Source organism: Caulobacter sp. Root1455 (assembly GCF_001426905.1).
Lineage (GTDB): Bacteria > Pseudomonadota > Alphaproteobacteria > Caulobacterales > Caulobacteraceae > Caulobacter.
Genome location: NZ_LMFQ01000001.1, coordinates 335,411 through 350,299 on the forward strand (window position 1 = coordinate 335,411; position 14,889 = coordinate 350,299).

Genomic DNA, 14,889 nt, shown 5'->3' on the forward strand with positions numbered 1-14,889 from the left:
TTTGGCCGGCGCTCAGCAGGGGTTGTAGACCACCGCCCGGACCTCGACCTTGCCGCCCACGATCTGCGGGATCTTCCGCGCCCAGGCCTCGGCGGCGGCCATGTCGGGCGCCTCGATCAGGTAGAAGCCGGCCAGTTGCTCCTTGGTCTCGGCGAACGGCCCGTCGTGGACCACCTGGCCCTCGGCGGTCTGGGCGATGGTGCGGGCGGCCGGCGTGTCGGCCAGGCGCGCGCCCAGCCATTCCATGCCGGCGGCCCGCAGTTCGCCCTGCAGCCCCTCGTGCGCCGCGATGATGTCCGGCAGGGCGGCCTGGTTCTCCGGCCGCGCCCAGTCGGCTTCGCTGGAATAGATCATCAGCAGGTATTTCATCGCACCCTCCGTCGACGCGCGCCGCGCGCCCTCGCTGAAAGACGCGCGAGGTCGGAGGGATTCGACAGGGGGCGTGAGGAAAAGTCGAGAGGCGGTGCGGTGAACACTTGCCCCCTACGGATCGCTTCGCGATCGTCTTCCCCCACAGGGGGAAGAGGCGCGTCCTCCGCCCCCTATGGGGGCGGACAGGCGGCGAAGCCGCCAGGTGGGGGCAAGTGGGCGAGCCTACCCCGCCAGGGTCTCCAGGAACCGCACCGGCGCGCCCGTCCCCTCGGCCACGATCTCGTCGTCGCGCATCACCACGGTCCCGCGCACGATGGTGGCCACCGGCCAGGCCTTGGCCTCGAAGCCGTCGAACGGGGTCCAGCCCGAGCGGGTGGCCATCCAGTCGTGGGTGATGGTCCGTCTGGCCTTCATGTCGACGATGGTGAAGTCGGCGTCGTAGCCCTCGGCGATGCGGCCCTTGTCGGCCAGGCCGAACACCCGGTTGACGCCATGGCTGGTCAGGTCGACGAAGCGCTCCAGCGACAGCCTGCCGTCGACGACGTGGGTCAGCATGATCGGCACCAGCGTCTGGACGCCCGGCATGCCCGACGGCGAGGCCGGATAGGGCCGGGCCTTTTCCTCGCGGGTGTGGGGGGCGTGGTCGCTGCCCAGAACGTCGGCGATACCGGTCTCGATGCCGCGCCAGACCCCGGCCACATGCTCGGCCGAGCGGATCGGCGGGTTCATCTGGGCGAAGCCCTTCAGCCGCTCATAGGCCTCGGGCGCCACCAGGGTCAGGTGCTGGGGCGTGACCTCGACGCTGGCCACGTCCTTGTTCTGGGCCAGGAAGTCGATCTCCTGGTGGGTGGTGACGTGCAGCACGTGGATGCGCTTGCCCAGGCTCTTGGCGATGCGGACCAGGCGGTGGGTCGACTGCAGGGCGGCCTGGGCGTCGCGCACCTCCGGGTGGCTGGTCCAGTCGCCGGGACGGGCCAGGCTGCGCCGCTCGGCCAGGCGGTATTCGTCCTCGGAGTGGAAGGCGGCGCGGCGGTTGACGTGCCGCAGCACGTTCTCGACGCCCTCGTCGTCCTGGACCAGCAGGGTGCCGGTGGAGGCGCCCATGAACACCTTGATGCCGCAGCAGCCGGGCAGGCGCTCCAGCTCGCCCAGGAAGGTGGCGTTCTCGTGGGTGCCGCCGACATAGAAGGCGTGGTCGGTGTGCATGCGGCCCTTGGCGCGAGCCAGCTTGTCGGCCAGGGCGTCCGGATCGGTGGTGGTCGGCTCGGTGTTGGGCATCTCGAACACCGCGACCACCCCGCCCAGGGCCGCGCCGCGCGAACCGCTCTCCAGGTCTTCCTTCCACTCCAGACCGGGTTCGCGGAAGTGGACCTGGCTGTCGATCACGCCGGGAAGGACGGTCAGGCCGCTCGCGTCGAAGATCTCGCCGGCGCTGGCCTGGGACAGGTCGCCGATCGCGACGATCTTGCCGTTCCGCACGCCGATGTCGGTGAAGCCGCGTCCCGCGTGATTGACCACCTCGCCGCCGCGCACGATCAGGTCGAAGGTCTGGGTCATGGGGGCGGCTCCGGATGGGGCTTTTGTGGGTTGGAGGGCGGTCTAGGAGCCCACCCTAACCGCCGCAAGACCAAATATCGCCCGCTTCCGACATTGACCGCCGCGCGCGGTGAGCGCACCTCCCCGCCATTCCCTTAGCGCGACGAGGCTCCCGATGGACTTTTCCAAACTCCAGACCACCAGCAAGGTCACGAGCGAGTGGAAGTATCCGCAAGGCGCGCCCAACCGCACGGGACTGCTGCAGGTCGACCAGGGACCCGACCACAAGCTCTACTGGGAGGAATACGGCAATCCGGACGGCGAGCCGGTGATGTTCCTGCACGGCGGACCGGGCGGGGCCTGCGCGCCGGTGATGTCGCGGTTCTTCGATCCCCAGCGCTACCGGGTGATCCTGTTCGACCAGCGCGGCTGCGGGAAGAGCACGCCGACCGTGGCCTCGCACGGCCCGGCGATCGCCCTGACCCGCAACGACACCGACCATCTGGTCGCCGACATCAACGCCTTGCGCGACGCGCTCGACATCACCGGGCCGATGCACGTGTTCGGCGGCAGCTGGGGCAGCACCCTGGCCCTGGTCTACGCCATTCGCCATCCCGAGCACGTCGCCTCGCTGATCCTGCGCGGCATCTTCCTGGGGACGCGCGAGGACCTGCTCTACATGTACCAGGGCAACGCGGCGGTGTTCGACAAGACGCCCCACGCCCTCAGCGAACCGGGCGCCTATGTGGCCTATCCCGACGAGTGGAAGGCCTTCGTGGAGGTCATCGCGCCGGAGAAACGCGGCGACATGATGGGGGCCTACAAGGCGATCTTCGACTCCAAGCCGGGCGACGACGCCGGCCGCCAGGCCCAGCTGCGCGCGGCCGTGGCCTGGTCGGTCTGGGAGGGCGCGATCTCGAATATGATCCCGCAGGCGGAGGATCCCGGCAAGTTCGGCGAGGCCGACTTCGCCCTGTGCTTCGCCCAGATCGAGGCCCACTTCTTCGCCAACAACCTGTTCCTGGAGCCGGACTACATCACCCGCAACGCCGACAAGATCGCCGGACTGCCGATCCACATCGTCCACGGCCGTTTCGACCAGGTCTGCCCGCTGACCCAGGCCTCGCGTCTGGTCGCGGCCCTGGAGGCCGTCGGCGCGAAACCGGCGACCTATGTGCGCACCAATGCCGGCCACAGCGCCATGGAGGCGCAGACCGTGCTGGCCCTGACGGCGATCATGGACGGGCTGGCGAGGTTCTAGGAACGCCCCCCTTTTCTCCGCTCATCCCGGCGAATGCCGGGACCCAGATGGAATGGCTTTGAGGCTGACGCCAAGAGCGCTGAGCCTCTCCAATTCGCTACACCGCTGTGGGATCTGGGTCCCGGCATTCGCCGGGATGAGCGGATCTAAAGGCTAGATCTCAATACCGGAACAGCGCGCCTTAGGTGCGATCCGCTTCGATCGTGTCTTCGGCGGCGAGGGTCGGGGCGGGTTCGTGATCGGCGTCCGGCGCCGCGTCCTCCACCACCGCCTGAAGTTCCGGCGTCACCGCCGCGTCCTCGACCGTGGCTTCGGGCGCGTCTTCCTCGACCACCACTTCGGGCGCGGCGTCCTTCGCCGCCTTCACCTCGGCCAGCAGGGCCTTGGCCGCCCGGACCACCGTGGCCACCGGCAGGTCGCTCATGTGGCGGATGGCCTGGGACAGGTCCGGATCCACGGCCAGGAACTGCTCGAACGTGCGCGGGCCGCGCACGGCGCGGGCGTTGGGGCCCCAGGGGGCGTAGCGGCGCTCGTCCGAGGGGCCGAACAGGCCGATGGTCGGCACACCGGCGGCGGCGGCGATGTGCATCAGGCCGCTGTCGTTGCCGATGAACAGATCCGCGCGCTTGAGGACCGCATAGGCGGTCAGCAGGTCGACCTTGCCGGTCAGGTCGACATAGCGGCCGCGGGCCGAGGCCATGCGCAGCTCCTCGACCATTCGCCCGTCGCCGGGACCGCCCAGGATCAGCAGCCGCCCGCCGGCCAGCGCCCCGCCGGGGCCAAGCAGCTGCTGGGCGGTCTGGGCGAAGCGTTCGATCGGCCAGATCTTGCCCACCCAGTTGGAGGCCGGGCCGACGGCCAGGATCGGCCCGGTCGGCTCGCCCAGGCGCGGAACCAGCAGTTGGTCGGCCAGGGCCTGGACCTCGGGGGTGATGTAGAGGTGCGGGCTGGGCGGATCGCCTTCCAGCTTCAGCACCTTGGCGGCCTCGACCACCTTGTGCATCGGCTCGCCGGTGTTGCGCTTCCAGACGGCCCGCTTCTCGCGGCGCAGGAAATAGGCCGTGCCCGACCCGCGCAGGTCGACGACCAGGCCCCACTTCTTGTGGCGCACCTGGTTCCACAGCTTGAACCAGTGGCCCTTGCCCTTGCCCTTGCCCTTTTCCATGACGATCACCCGGTCGAGCCCGGGCACATGGGCGAAAAGGGGCGCGGCCAAGGGTCCGGAGACGATGGTGAAGCGGGCGTTGGGGATCTGGTCGGCCAGGAGCCGGATCAGGCCGGACGACAGCACGGCGTCGCCGATCCGCGTGGCGGTGATGAAGAGAATCGGGAAGGCCCGCTGTGTCATCCGTCCTTGTATAAGGCCGGTCGCGAGTCGAAGCATCCCTCGATAGCGGCTCAGCTTTTCATTCATTGAGACTGGTGCGCGCGCGTGCTTAGCGCCACATGTGCAGGCATGGACACGCCCCGCATCGCCCGCCTCGACAGCCGCGCCGTCATCGCCGTGACCGGCCCCGACGCCAGAAGCTTCCTCAACGGCCTGCTGAGCCAGGAGATCGAGACGCTGGCGCGAGGCGAACTGCGCTTCGCCGGCCTGCTGAGCCCGCAGGGCCGGCTGCTGTACGACCTGTTCGTGGCGGGCGTGGAGGACGGCGTGCTGCTGGACGTCGCCGCCGAGCGTCGCGACGCCATCGTGATGCGCCTGACGATGTACAAGCTGCGGGCCAAGGTGGAGCTGACGGCCTTGGACATGCCGGTGAGCGCGCTCTTCGGCTTCGATCCGCGCGACATCGACGGCTTCGTCGCCGATCCCCGCCTGCCGGAACTGGGCTGGCGCGCCTATGGCGATGAGCTCGAGGCCGACGCCGCCGAAGACGACTACGACGCCCATCGCCTGGCGCTCGGCGTCCCCGGCCCGGCCGACTGGGGGACGGACAAGACCTATCCGATCGAGGCGAACTTCGACCTGCTGAGCGGGATCGACTTCAAGAAGGGCTGCTTCGTCGGCCAGGAGACCACCAGCCGCATGAAGCGGCGGGGAACGATCAAGAACCGCATGCTGCCGATCGCCTTCGACGGCCCCGCCCCCGCCTTCGGGACCGAGGTGCTGGCCGGCGAGCTTCGGGCCGGCGAGGTGCTGTCGGGCCGCGACGGCCGGGCCATGGCCCTGCTGCGCCTGGACCGCATCGAGGGCGCGGCGCTGACGGCGGACGGCCGGCCGATGCGGGTCGAGACCCCGGTCTGGGTGTCGGCTTGACGGAATGTCACCTCAAGGTTACAAGTAACCCATAGGTGACATCCAGGACCTCAGACATGAGCCCCGCCCTTTCCGACAGCCAGATCGCCGAACGCGCCCAAAGCCGGCGCAACCGCATCCTCTGGGTGTTCTCGATCCTGTTCTTCGTCTGGCAGGGCAGCTTCTTCGGCGGCCATGTGACGCCGCACAGCCCGTTACGGACCGTCGAGATCGTCATGCTCGGCTCGCACCTGCTGCTGGCCGTGGTGCTGCTGGTCCTGCTGAACACCGGTGGCGGGTGGCGGTACGGCAAGGCGGTGCGCGCCCTGCTCGACGACGACTCGACCCGCGCCCACCGCGCCCAGGCCCTGGCCTCGGGCTTCTGGGGCCTGGCCCTCTGCGCCCTGGGCCTCTACGCCGCCGCGCCGTTCGTCCGGATCGACGCCGAGGAGGCCGCCCACGTCCTGCTGTCGGTGGCGGTCGCGGTTCCGGCCCTTCGTTTCGTGATGCTGGAGCGGCGCGCCAATCGTGGGTGAGACGCCGCTGCTGAACACCCTCAGGGCCGCGCGCGCCGCCGCCGGCCTGACCCAGGCCGACCTGGCCGAGAAGGTCGGCGTCACCCGAAAGACGATCAACACGGTCGAGAACGGGGTCTTCGTTCCCTCCACCGTGCTGGCGCTGAAGCTGGCCCGGGCCCTGGACGCCACGGTCGAAGCGCTGTTCCAGTTGCCGGAATAGCGTTCACGAAAAGTTCTGGAAATCGACGCCGGGTTCGGCCAAGCTCGCGCCATGATCGAGATCCAACGCTGCACCTGGCGCGGCATGAACGGCGACCCGTTCTACGAGGCCTACCACGACGACGAATGGGGCGTGCCGGAGTACGACTCCCGCGCCCTGTGGGAGAAGCTGGTGCTGGACGGGTTCCAGGCCGGGCTGTCGTGGATCACCATCCTGCGCAAGCGCGAGGCCTTCCGCGCCGCCTTCGCCAATTTCGATCCCGACAAGGTGGCCCGGTTCGGCGACGCCGACCGCGCCCGACTGATGGCCGACGCCGGCATCATCCGCTCGAACGGCAAGATCGACGCGGCGATCTCGGGCGCCCGGATCTATTGCGACATGCGCGAGCGCGGCGAGGACCTTTCCGATCTGCTGTGGGGCATGGTCGGCGGCAAGCCGATCCAGAACCGCTGGACCGGCGGCGACGTCCCCGCCCAGACCCCCCTGGCCGTCGACATGGCCAAGATGCTCAAGGCCAAGGGCTACAAATACTGCGGCCCGGTGATCGTCTACGCCTTCATGCAGGCCACGGGACTGGTCAACGACCACCTGACGACGTGCTTCCGGCACGAGGAATGCCGGAAGCTGGCGCGGTAGAGGTTGCTTGATGCTGCTCAATTGGACCATGGACGCTCTGATCTAGGATCAGGATCGTCCTTTTCCGCGCCGGAGATTCCGTTGAGCGATTCAAAGCCCCTCGCCGCTCGCACGACCACGCGTCCCTGGCTGACGCCCCGCACCTTGCGCGACCTGCACCTGTATCTGGCGGTGTTCTTCGCGCCGTCCATCCTGTTCTTCGCCCTCACCGGCGCGCTGCAGCTGTTTGGCCTGCACGAGTCGCACGGCGGGGACTACGCGCCGCCGCCGGTGATCGAGAAGCTGGCCCAGGTGCACATCCATCAGCGCTACATGGCCAAGCCCGGCCGGCCGCGTCCGGCCAAGCCCGCGGAAGCCGCCGCCCCGGCCGCCAAGACCGCACCGCCGAAGGCGGAGGAGAAAGAGCCCTCGACCCTGGGGGTGCAGATCTTCTTCCTCGGCACGGCGCTGGGCCTGGCTCTGGCCTCGTTGCTGGGGCTTTGGATCGGCCTGACCCAGGGTCGGCTTCGCAAGGTCTCGATGGCGCTGGCCGCGCTGGGAACGGTCGTGCCGATCCTCCTGGTGGCGCTCCAGTAAGGACGAAGGCTCGTCGCCGGGATTCCCTCAAGCGGCGAAACCCCTTAAGACCGGACTCGTGACCCAGTCGCCCAAGACCATCGCCAAGGCTCTCGCCGGCCCCGACATGATGCTGGAAGCCGCCTGCGGACCGGGTCTGGTCTGCGGGGTGGACGAAGCCGGGCGCGGGCCGTGGGCCGGGCCGGTCAGCGCCGCGGCGGTGATCCTGGATCCCGGCCGCGTGCCTGCGGGTCTCAACGATTCCAAGAAGCTGACCGCCAAGACCCGGGCCGCGCTCGAGATCGAGATCAAGTCGGTCGCGGTCGCCTGGTGCGTGGGGCTGGCCAGCGTCGAGGAGATCGAGGAGCTCAACATCCTGCACGCCGCCGGCCTGGCGATGTGCAGGGCGATCGAAGGACTGTCGGTGAAACCCGACATGGCCCTGGTCGACGGCAACTACCGTTTCAAGCTGCCCTGCCCGATCAAGACGGTGATCAAGGGCGACAGTCTGTCGTGCTCGATCGCCGCGGCCTCGATCCTGGCCAAGGAAGCCCGCGACCGGATCATGGTCGAGATGGACGCGGTGCATCCCGGCTATGGGTTCGCCGGCCACAAGGGCTATCACGCCGCGGTCCATGTCGAGGGCCTGCGCCGCCTGGGCCCGTCGCCGATCCACCGGATGAGCTGGGCGCCGGTCAAGCTGGCGCTGTCGGGCGAGCTGGCGCTGGGCGACCTGGACGCCCTCGCGGCGGACGCGCTCGACGACGATCCGCGCGCCTAGGGCGTCGTCCGTCGGCCTGGAAACCCGCCGATCCCGTTATGTCGGCTAGACGGTCGTCTCGGCTCGCGTTCTGTGCCTAAGGTCACCCGCGTGACCCGAGGCCGGCCTGCGGCGCGAACGTCCTTCCCGTCGGAGACCCGATTTGCCTGACTTGCCGGCCGAAAAGACCCTCCGCGACGGCCAGACCTTTCTGGGCGACGGCGGCGAGATGGGCCGCCTGATTCGCGCCCATGACTGGTCCGCCTCGCCGCTGGGCCCGCCGGACGGCTGGCCGCAGAGCCTGAAGACCGTGGTCCGCCTGATCCTGACCTCCAGCCACCCGATGTTCATCTGGTGGGGTCCGGACCTGATCCAGTTCTACAACGACGCCTATCGCGAAACGATGGGGCCCGAGCGGCATCCTTCGGCCCTGGGCGGCAGGGGCCGCGAATGCTGGGCCGAGATCTGGGACATTATCGGCCCGCAGATCGAACTGGTGATGCGCGGCGAGGGGTCGACCTGGCACGAGGACGCCCTGGTCCCCGTCACCCGCAACGGCCGGCGCGAGGACGTCTGGTGGACCTACGGCTACAGCCCGATCGACCACGAGGACGGCGTCGGCGGCGTGCTGGTGGTCTGCAAGGACGTGACCACCGAGCACCAGGTCCGCGAGGCGCTGGCCCAGGCCAACGCCGAGCTGAACAGCGAGGCCCAGCGCCTGCGCGCGCTTTTCGAGCAGGCGCCCAGCTTCATGGCCCTGCTGCGCGGTCCCGATCACCGGTTCGAGCTGGCCAATCCCGGCTACATGCGTCTGGTCGACCAACGGCCGGTGGTGGGCCTGACGGTGGCCGAGGCCCTGCCCGAAGCCGCCGAGCAGGGCTATGTCCAGCTGCTCGACCAGGTCTACCGGACAGGCGAGGCGTTCACGGCCACGGGGTCGAAGTTCACCCGTCCCGGCACCCCTGGCGAGCCGGGGGTCGAGCGCTATCTCGACTTCGTCTACCAGCCGATCCTGGACGCCCAGGGCGCGGTCAACGGGGTCTTCGTCGAAGGTCACGACGTGACCGAGCGGATCGTCGGCGAGCGGCGCCAGAAGCTGCTGCTCGACGAGCTGAACCACCGCGTCAAGAACACCCTTGCCACGGTGATGTCCCTGGCCATGCTCAGCGGCAAGTCGGCGCAATCGGTGCCGGAGTTCGTCGCCGTCTTCACCGACCGCGTCCATGCGATGGCCAAGACCCACGACCTGCTGATCCAGAACGCGTCGGGCGCCATCACGGTCCAGGACGTGCTGCGCGCCGAGCTGGCGCCGTATGTCGAGCCCGACGGCCAGCTGGAGCTGGTCTGCGAGACGATGGAGCTGACGTCGGACGCGCCCGTCAGCCTGGGCCTGATCGTCCATGAGCTGCTGACCAACGCCGCCAAGTACGGGGCCCTGTCGAGGCCGGACGGCCGGCTGCGGGTCCATTGCGGGCGCGACGCGGGCGGCGGCTTCCTGGCCTGGCGGGAGACGGTCACCCATCCCTTCGCCGCCGCATCGCGCAAGGGCTTCGGCACGCGATTGATCAACCGCCTGGCCCACGAGCTGGGGGGCGCGGCCAAGCTGGACCTGAAGCCGACCGGCCTCGAGGCGCGGATCACGTTCAGCCTGGGAGATCCGTTGGAATGAAATTTTGAGTCTGATTAGACTCATTTCCCCAGGTTTGACCGGGGTTAACAGGCCGGTAACCATGCCCGTTCACCCCAGCGTAACCATCGAGACTCATGATTCCGCTCAGTGTTTTTGACGGGAAGCGGACATGTCCTTCGGGCCTGAAACCATCATCCAAGGCGACTGCATCGAGGCGATGAACGCCTTGCCCGAGAAGTCCGTGGACCTGATCTTCGCCGATCCGCCCTACAATCTGCAGCTGGGCGGCGACCTGCTGCGTCCCGACAATTCCAAGGTCGACGCGGTCGACGACCACTGGGACCAGTTCGAGAGCTTCGCCGCCTACGACAAGTTCACCCGCGAATGGCTGAAGGCCGCCCGCCGCGTGCTGAAGGACGACGGCGCGATCTGGGTGATCGGCAGCTACCACAACATCTTCCGCGTCGGCGTGGCCGTGCAGGACCTGGGCTTCTGGATCCTCAACGACGTGATCTGGCGCAAATCCAACCCGATGCCCAACTTCAAGGGCACCCGCTTCGCCAACGCCCACGAGACCCTGATCTGGGCCTCCAAGAGCCAGGGCGCCAAGCGCTACACCTTCAATTACGACGCCCTGAAGATGGCCAATGACGAGGTGCAGATGCGCTCGGACTGGACCATCCCGCTGTGCACCGGCGAGGAGCGCATCAAGGGCGCGGACGGCGCCAAGGCCCACCCGACCCAGAAGCCCGAAGCCCTGCTCTACCGGGTGATCCTGTCGACCACCAAGCCGGGCGACGTGATCCTGGACCCGTTCTTCGGCGTGGGCACCACCGGCGCGGCCGCCAAGCGCCTGGGCCGCAAGTTCGTCGGCATCGAGCGCGAGGCCGAATACATCGAACACGCCAAGGCCCGCATCGCCAAGGTCGTTCCGATCGCGCCCGAGGACCTGGACGTCATGGGCTCCAAGCGGTCGGAGCCCCGCGTGCCGTTCGGCAACATCGTCGAGGCCGGCCTGCTCAATCCGGGCGACACGCTCTACTGCGCCAAGGGCTCGCACGCCGCCAAGGTCCGGGCCGACGGCTCGATCACGGTGGGCGACCTGTCGGGCTCGATCCACAAGGTCGGCGCCCTGGTGCAGTCGGCCCCGGCCTGCAACGGCTGGACCTACTGGCACTTCAAGACCGACAAGGGCCTGGCCCCGATCGACGTCCTGCGCAGCCAGGTACGGGCGGGGATGAACTAGGCCCCGCCGTTCAGCCAGAACACCCGCAGGGCGTCGGCCTCGCCGAAGTACTGGTCGCGGTCGCAGGGCCCGATGCCCGGCGCCGTATGGGGCTGCGGTCCGTTGACCCCGTCGGTGTACTGCCAGAGGGTCCAGCCGGACCAGTTGGGCGGAACGACCGCCGTGGACCCGTACTGCGCCAGCCAGAACCAGCACAGGGCCAGCACCGGGTCCTTCTGGTCGCCCAGCAATTGCTTGATGTAGTTGCCCGAATAGAGCCCGGGCCAGCGGCCGGCCTGGTCCTGGATCCGGCTGACGAAGGCGCGGGCCTGGTCCAGGGTCATGCTGGAGTTGTTCGGGTTCTCCTCGAAATCCAGGACCAGCAGCATCCCGGCGTTGTCGGGTCCGATCGTCTGCAGGAAATGGTCGGCCTGGGCGACCGGGTCGTCGCCGGTTCCGAAATGATAGGCGCCCCACATCAGGCCGGCCGCCTGGGCCGGGCCCCGGCGAACGGCGTATTCGGGATCCACATAGTCCAGCCCCTCGGTGGCCTTGTGCAGCACGCCCGTGATCCCGCCGGCCGCGGCCTGGACGAAGTTCGGGCTGGCGTTGTGGTGCGAGAGGTCGATGACGGTGTTGATGGCCATGGACGGCTCCTGGGCGCGTGACGGGCGCGGAGCTTGCCATCAAGGCCGCAGGTTGTCTTCAGACTCAATTCGCGCAGTCAGAGCAATCGCCGCGTCGCCAGGGCCGCCTTCAGGAACACGCTCGGCAAGGCCGACAGCCCCTCCCGCGGGGTCCAGACGAAGTCGCCTCCCCCCTCCGCCGCGAACACCCGCAGCGTCAGGGAAAAGTGGGTGAAGACGTGCTCGACCGCCCCCAGGTCGCGCCAGGCGCCGGCGGCGGGGGCGGCGGCGACCGCCTCCTCGTCCGTATACGGCGCGGCCCGCCAGTCGCTGGTCGGCAGGCCCAGCATGCCGCCCAGCAGGCCCTTGGGCGGGCGGCGGACCAGGGCCGTGGCGTCGCCGCGGGTCAGGACGTAGGCCACCCCGAACCGGCGCGGCCGGTCGGCCTTCCTGGTCTTGCGCGGATAGGTTTCCGGCGTGCCGGTCTTGAAGCCCTCGCACCAGGCCGAGATCGGGCAACGGTCGCACAGCGGGGCCTTGGGCCGGCAGACCGTGGCCCCCAGGTCCATCAGGGCCTGGGCCCAGTCGCCGGGGCGCCCGTAGCCCTTGGCGCCGGTGACCAGCTCGCCGGCCAGGCGCTTCAGCTCGGGCTTGGCGTCCGGCACGGGCTCTTCCACCGCGAACAGCCGGGCCATCACCCGCTCGACATTGCCGTCGACGACGTTGGCCGCTCGGTCGAAGGCGATGGCGGCCACGGCGGCGGCGGTGTAGGCGCCCACGCCCGGCAGGGCCCGCAAGGCCTCTTCGGTGTCGGGGAAAACGCCGCCGTGGTCGGCCGCCACGGCCCGGGCGCAGGCCAGCAGGTTGCGGGCCCGGGCGTAGTAGCCCAGCCCCGCCCAGGCGGCCATCAGGTCGCCGTCCTCGGCCGCCGCCAGGTCCAACACCGTCGGCCAGCGCCGGGTGAAGCTCAGGAAATAGGGCGTGGCGTGCGGCACGGTGGTCTGCTGCAGCATCACCTCCGACAGCCAGACCCGGTAGGGATCGGAGCGCTGCCCGGCCTTGCCGGCCGCCGGCCCGGTCCGCCAGGCCAGGTCGCGCGCCTGGACGTCGTACCAGGCCAGCAGGGCGGCGCGGAGGGCGGGGATGTCGAGCATGCTTGTCCTATGACAGAGCGTCCCCGAACTTGTCATCCCGGACAAGCGCGCAGCGCGCCGATCCGGGACCGACGCGTGAACTCGGCGCTTCCGGCGGTCCCGGGTCTTCGCTTCGCTACGCCCGGGATGACAGACATTGTTGGCTGCTCCCGCCCGCGCCGTGCTTCTGCTACCCTCCCCTTATGCGCCGCCCCCTGCCCACCGCGGAAGAAGCCCTCGAGATCCTCAAGCGTCGCCGCACGCGTCCGCAGAGGCGTCCGCCGCCGCCGGCCGGCAAGTCGCTGGCCCCGCTGATCAAGAAGCTGGACGAAAAGTTCGGCCAGGGCCCGGGCGTGCTGAAGGCTCGCTGGCGCGAGATCGTCGGCGAGACCCTGGCGCGCCGCACCGAACCCGTCCGGGTGATCAAGAGCCGCACCGGCGAGGGCGGCACCCTGGAGCTGCGGGTCGACGGACCGGTGGCCTCGCTGATCCAGCACCAGGCCCCGCAGATCACCCAGCGCCTGGACATGCTGCTGGGCAAGGGCGCGGTGACCAAGCTGCGCATCGTCCAGGGTCCGGTGAAGGTCCAGGCCGCGCCTGTCGCCCCCCGCCCCCGCCGCAAGCCGCCGCTGGACGCCGCCCAGGAACGCGACCTCGCCGACGGCCTGGCCGACCAGCCGGAGGGCGGGCTCAAGGAAGCCCTGCTGAAGCTGGGCCGCGGGGTGCTGCGCGATCCGCGCTGAAGGCGCGTCCGGCCGGTGCTGGATTGACAACCGGACGTCCGATAGGCTGATGCAACGCCTTATCCGCGCCCTTTTCACGCGACTAAAGAATCGCGCTTAACTTCACTGTTCACGCCTCTTCCAGGGAAGATCACATGCGTCCGATGACCCGCCGGCTTTTGACCGCCGTCGCCCTCACCGCCACTCTGGGCGTCGCGCTCGCCGGTTGCGACAAGAAGGAGTCGGTGTCCGCCGACGACATGTCGCTGGGCAATCCGAACGCCAAGGTCACGGTCGTCGAGTACGCCTCGGCCTCGTGCATCCACTGCGGCCGCTGGAACAACGAGGTCTTCCCGGCCTTCAAGGCCAAGTACATCGACACCGGCCGGGTCAACTACGTCTACCGTGAGTTCCTGACCGAGCCCGTGCAGGTGGCGTCCGCCTCGTTCCTGATGGCCCGCTGCGCCGGCAAGGACAAATATTTCTCGGTGCTGGACTCGGTCTACCACTCGCAGGAAGAGATGTTCACCACCGGCGACTATCGCGGCGTGCTGCTGCGCGTCGCCCAGTCGGCCGGCATGAGCGAAGCCCAGTTCACCAGCTGCGTCACCGACGAAAAGGCCCTCAAGGCCTTGAACGACCGGGTCGAGAAGTACCAGGCCTCCGCCAAGATCACCGGCACCCCGACCTTCATCATCAACGGCAAGAAGGCCGGCGGCGACGACGGCGGCGAGCAGTCGATGGCCCAGCTGGACGCCGCCATCGCCGCGGCGGAGGCGGCCGCGAAATGATCATCGACCGGCGCGCCCTGATCGGGACCGGTTTGGCGGCCACGGGCTTGACCCTGGCCGCCGCGCCGACGATCGCGCGCGCCGCGCCGCTGCCGGCGGCCGAGGGCGACATGGCCCTGGGTTCGCCCAAGGCCGGCGTGCAGGTGGTGGAGTACGCCTCGCTGTCCTGCAGCCATTGCGCCCACTGGAACAACGAGGTCTTCCCGGCCTTCAAGACGCGGTTCATCGACACCGGCAAGGTCCGGTACGTGTTTCGCGAATACCTGACCCAGCCCTACGCGTTCGCCGCCGCCGGCTACCTGTTGGCCCGGCGCGTGGGTCCGGCCCGCTACTTCGAGGTGATCGACACGATCTTCAAGCAGCAGGCCGCCATCTTCGACAGCGACGACCAGTGGGGCGGCCTACTGAAGATCGGCAAGGGCTTCGGCCTGACCGAGGCGCAGTTCACCGCGGCCCTGGAGGACAAGAAGGCCCTGGCCGTCGTCAACGCCCGGGTCGAGAAGGCCACGGTCCGCGACCAGATCGAAGTGACCCCCACCTTCTTCGTCAACGGCCAGCGCTACGAGGGCGGCCTGGCGATCGAGACCATGGCCGCCGCCATCGCCAAGGCGGCCGCCAGCAAGCCGGCCCCAAGCAAGCCGGTTAAGGGCTGAGGGGCGGGCGGGCGC

General features: G+C 69.2%; 17 protein-coding genes. 12 read left to right on the plus strand and 5 right to left on the minus strand.

Going from position 1 to position 14,889, the window contains the following annotated elements; translation table 11 throughout:
- Positions 1 to 12 precede the first annotated feature (12 nt).
- Together ASD21_RS01330 and ASD21_RS01335 are read right to left on the minus strand one after the other, a co-directional pair.
- Positions 13 to 369, minus strand: coding sequence for a YciI family protein (locus tag ASD21_RS01330; RefSeq protein WP_056435569.1), 357 nt, complete (start codon positions 367 to 369; stop codon positions 13 to 15).
- Positions 370 to 594: 225 nt separating this feature from the next.
- Complete coding sequence (locus ASD21_RS01335) at positions 595 to 1,929, minus strand: dihydroorotase (protein WP_056435572.1); 1,335 nt, start codon at positions 1,927 to 1,929, stop codon at positions 595 to 597.
- A 154-nt stretch (positions 1,930 to 2,083) separates the two neighbouring features.
- On the opposite strand from ASD21_RS01335, the gene pip reads away from it, so the two are divergent.
- A complete protein-coding gene (pip, locus tag ASD21_RS01340) occupies positions 2,084 to 3,169 on the plus strand; it encodes a prolyl aminopeptidase (RefSeq protein ID WP_056435575.1) in 1,086 nt (361 codons plus the stop codon).
- A gap of 181 nt (positions 3,170 to 3,350) precedes the next feature.
- Here the strand turns inward: pip and ASD21_RS01345 are convergent, their stop codons facing one another.
- A complete protein-coding gene (locus tag ASD21_RS01345) occupies positions 3,351 to 4,517 on the minus strand; it encodes a glycosyltransferase family 9 protein (RefSeq protein WP_056435578.1) in 1,167 nt (388 codons plus the stop codon).
- A 108-nt stretch (positions 4,518 to 4,625) separates the two neighbouring features.
- Here ASD21_RS01345 and ygfZ point away from each other — a divergent pair, with 108 nt between their 5' ends.
- The 8 genes from ygfZ (at position 4,626) to ASD21_RS01385 (ending at position 10,970) form a co-directional block, all read left to right on the plus strand.
- Positions 4,626 to 5,426 (plus strand): CAF17-like 4Fe-4S cluster assembly/insertion protein YgfZ, encoded by an 801-nt coding sequence (ygfZ, locus tag ASD21_RS01350; RefSeq protein ID WP_056435581.1) that lies wholly within the window; start codon positions 4,626 to 4,628, stop codon positions 5,424 to 5,426.
- Positions 5,427 to 5,482: 56 nt separating this feature from the next.
- Positions 5,483 to 5,941, plus strand: a complete 459-nt coding sequence (locus tag ASD21_RS01355) for a hypothetical protein (RefSeq protein ID WP_056435583.1) — start codon at positions 5,483 to 5,485, stop codon at positions 5,939 to 5,941.
- Positions 5,934 to 6,143 (plus strand): helix-turn-helix transcriptional regulator, encoded by a 210-nt coding sequence (locus ASD21_RS01360; RefSeq protein WP_056435586.1) that lies wholly within the window; start codon positions 5,934 to 5,936, stop codon positions 6,141 to 6,143. The genes ASD21_RS01355 and ASD21_RS01360 overlap by 8 nt, the downstream gene beginning before the upstream one ends.
- A gap of 51 nt (positions 6,144 to 6,194) precedes the next feature.
- A complete protein-coding gene (locus tag ASD21_RS01365) occupies positions 6,195 to 6,779 on the plus strand; it encodes a DNA-3-methyladenine glycosylase I (protein ID WP_056435589.1) in 585 nt (194 codons plus the stop codon).
- A gap of 81 nt (positions 6,780 to 6,860) precedes the next feature.
- Positions 6,861 to 7,355, plus strand: a complete 495-nt coding sequence (locus ASD21_RS01370) for a hypothetical protein (RefSeq protein ID WP_056435592.1) — start codon at positions 6,861 to 6,863, stop codon at positions 7,353 to 7,355.
- A 106-nt stretch (positions 7,356 to 7,461) separates the two neighbouring features.
- A complete protein-coding gene (locus tag ASD21_RS01375; protein ID WP_056436285.1) occupies positions 7,462 to 8,115 on the plus strand; it encodes a ribonuclease HII in 654 nt (217 codons plus the stop codon).
- 142 nt (positions 8,116 to 8,257) lie between these two features.
- Positions 8,258 to 9,763: a PAS domain-containing sensor histidine kinase gene (locus ASD21_RS23160; protein WP_156398251.1), complete on the plus strand. Its 1,506-nt coding sequence runs from the start codon at positions 8,258 to 8,260 to the stop codon at positions 9,761 to 9,763.
- A 130-nt stretch (positions 9,764 to 9,893) separates the two neighbouring features.
- Positions 9,894 to 10,970: a site-specific DNA-methyltransferase gene (locus ASD21_RS01385; RefSeq protein WP_056435595.1), complete on the plus strand. Its 1,077-nt coding sequence runs from the start codon at positions 9,894 to 9,896 to the stop codon at positions 10,968 to 10,970.
- Here the strand turns inward: ASD21_RS01385 and ASD21_RS01390 are convergent.
- Both ASD21_RS01390 and ASD21_RS01395 read right to left on the minus strand, forming a co-directional pair.
- Positions 10,967 to 11,596, minus strand: coding sequence for a glycoside hydrolase family 25 protein (locus ASD21_RS01390; protein ID WP_056435598.1), 630 nt, complete (start codon positions 11,594 to 11,596; stop codon positions 10,967 to 10,969). The two genes, ASD21_RS01385 and ASD21_RS01390, sit on opposite strands and share 4 nt — an antisense overlap.
- A 77-nt stretch (positions 11,597 to 11,673) precedes the next feature.
- Positions 11,674 to 12,729 (minus strand): A/G-specific adenine glycosylase, encoded by a 1,056-nt coding sequence (locus ASD21_RS01395; protein WP_056435601.1) that lies wholly within the window; start codon positions 12,727 to 12,729, stop codon positions 11,674 to 11,676.
- Positions 12,730 to 12,911: 182 nt separating this feature from the next.
- Between ASD21_RS01395 and ASD21_RS01400 the strand changes: the two genes are divergently transcribed.
- The 3 genes from ASD21_RS01400 to ASD21_RS01410 all read left to right on the plus strand — a co-directional run bounded on the left by ASD21_RS01400 (position 12,912) and on the right by ASD21_RS01410 (position 14,874).
- The gene (locus ASD21_RS01400) at positions 12,912 to 13,451 is read left to right on the plus strand and encodes a DUF721 domain-containing protein (RefSeq protein ID WP_056435603.1); all 540 of its coding nucleotides are present in this window, start codon (positions 12,912 to 12,914) and stop codon (positions 13,449 to 13,451) included.
- A gap of 134 nt (positions 13,452 to 13,585) precedes the next feature.
- The gene (locus ASD21_RS01405) at positions 13,586 to 14,221 is read left to right on the plus strand and encodes a thioredoxin domain-containing protein (protein WP_056435606.1); all 636 of its coding nucleotides are present in this window, start codon (positions 13,586 to 13,588) and stop codon (positions 14,219 to 14,221) included.
- Positions 14,218 to 14,874 (plus strand): DsbA family protein, encoded by a 657-nt coding sequence (locus ASD21_RS01410; RefSeq protein WP_056435609.1) that lies wholly within the window; start codon positions 14,218 to 14,220, stop codon positions 14,872 to 14,874. The genes ASD21_RS01405 and ASD21_RS01410 overlap by 4 nt, the downstream gene beginning before the upstream one ends.
- The last annotated feature ends 15 nt before the right edge of the window (positions 14,875 to 14,889 follow it).

Coding starts and splice junctions, on each gene's coding strand:
- ASD21_RS01330 (WP_056435569.1), bottom strand. CDS start 369: ATGAAATACCTGCTGATGATCTATTCCAGCGAAGCCGACTGGGCGCGG.
- ASD21_RS01335 (WP_056435572.1), bottom strand. CDS start 1,929: ATGACCCAGACCTTCGACCTGATCGTGCGCGGCGGCGAGGTGGTCAAT.
- pip (WP_056435575.1), top strand. CDS start 2,084: ATGGACTTTTCCAAACTCCAGACCACCAGCAAGGTCACGAGCGAGTGG.
- ASD21_RS01345 (WP_056435578.1), bottom strand. CDS start 4,517: ATGACACAGCGGGCCTTCCCGATTCTCTTCATCACCGCCACGCGGATC.
- ygfZ (WP_056435581.1), top strand. CDS start 4,626: ATGGACACGCCCCGCATCGCCCGCCTCGACAGCCGCGCCGTCATCGCC.
- ASD21_RS01355 (WP_056435583.1), top strand. CDS start 5,483: ATGAGCCCCGCCCTTTCCGACAGCCAGATCGCCGAACGCGCCCAAAGC.
- ASD21_RS01365 (WP_056435589.1), top strand. CDS start 6,195: ATGATCGAGATCCAACGCTGCACCTGGCGCGGCATGAACGGCGACCCG.
- ASD21_RS01375 (WP_056436285.1), top strand. CDS start 7,462: ATGATGCTGGAAGCCGCCTGCGGACCGGGTCTGGTCTGCGGGGTGGAC.
- ASD21_RS01385 (WP_056435595.1), top strand. CDS start 9,894: ATGTCCTTCGGGCCTGAAACCATCATCCAAGGCGACTGCATCGAGGCG.
- ASD21_RS01390 (WP_056435598.1), bottom strand. CDS start 11,596: ATGGCCATCAACACCGTCATCGACCTCTCGCACCACAACGCCAGCCCG.
- ASD21_RS01395 (WP_056435601.1), bottom strand. CDS start 12,729: ATGCTCGACATCCCCGCCCTCCGCGCCGCCCTGCTGGCCTGGTACGAC.
- ASD21_RS01400 (WP_056435603.1), top strand. CDS start 12,912: ATGCGCCGCCCCCTGCCCACCGCGGAAGAAGCCCTCGAGATCCTCAAG.
- ASD21_RS01405 (WP_056435606.1), top strand. CDS start 13,586: ATGCGTCCGATGACCCGCCGGCTTTTGACCGCCGTCGCCCTCACCGCC.
- ASD21_RS01410 (WP_056435609.1), top strand. CDS start 14,218: ATGATCATCGACCGGCGCGCCCTGATCGGGACCGGTTTGGCGGCCACG.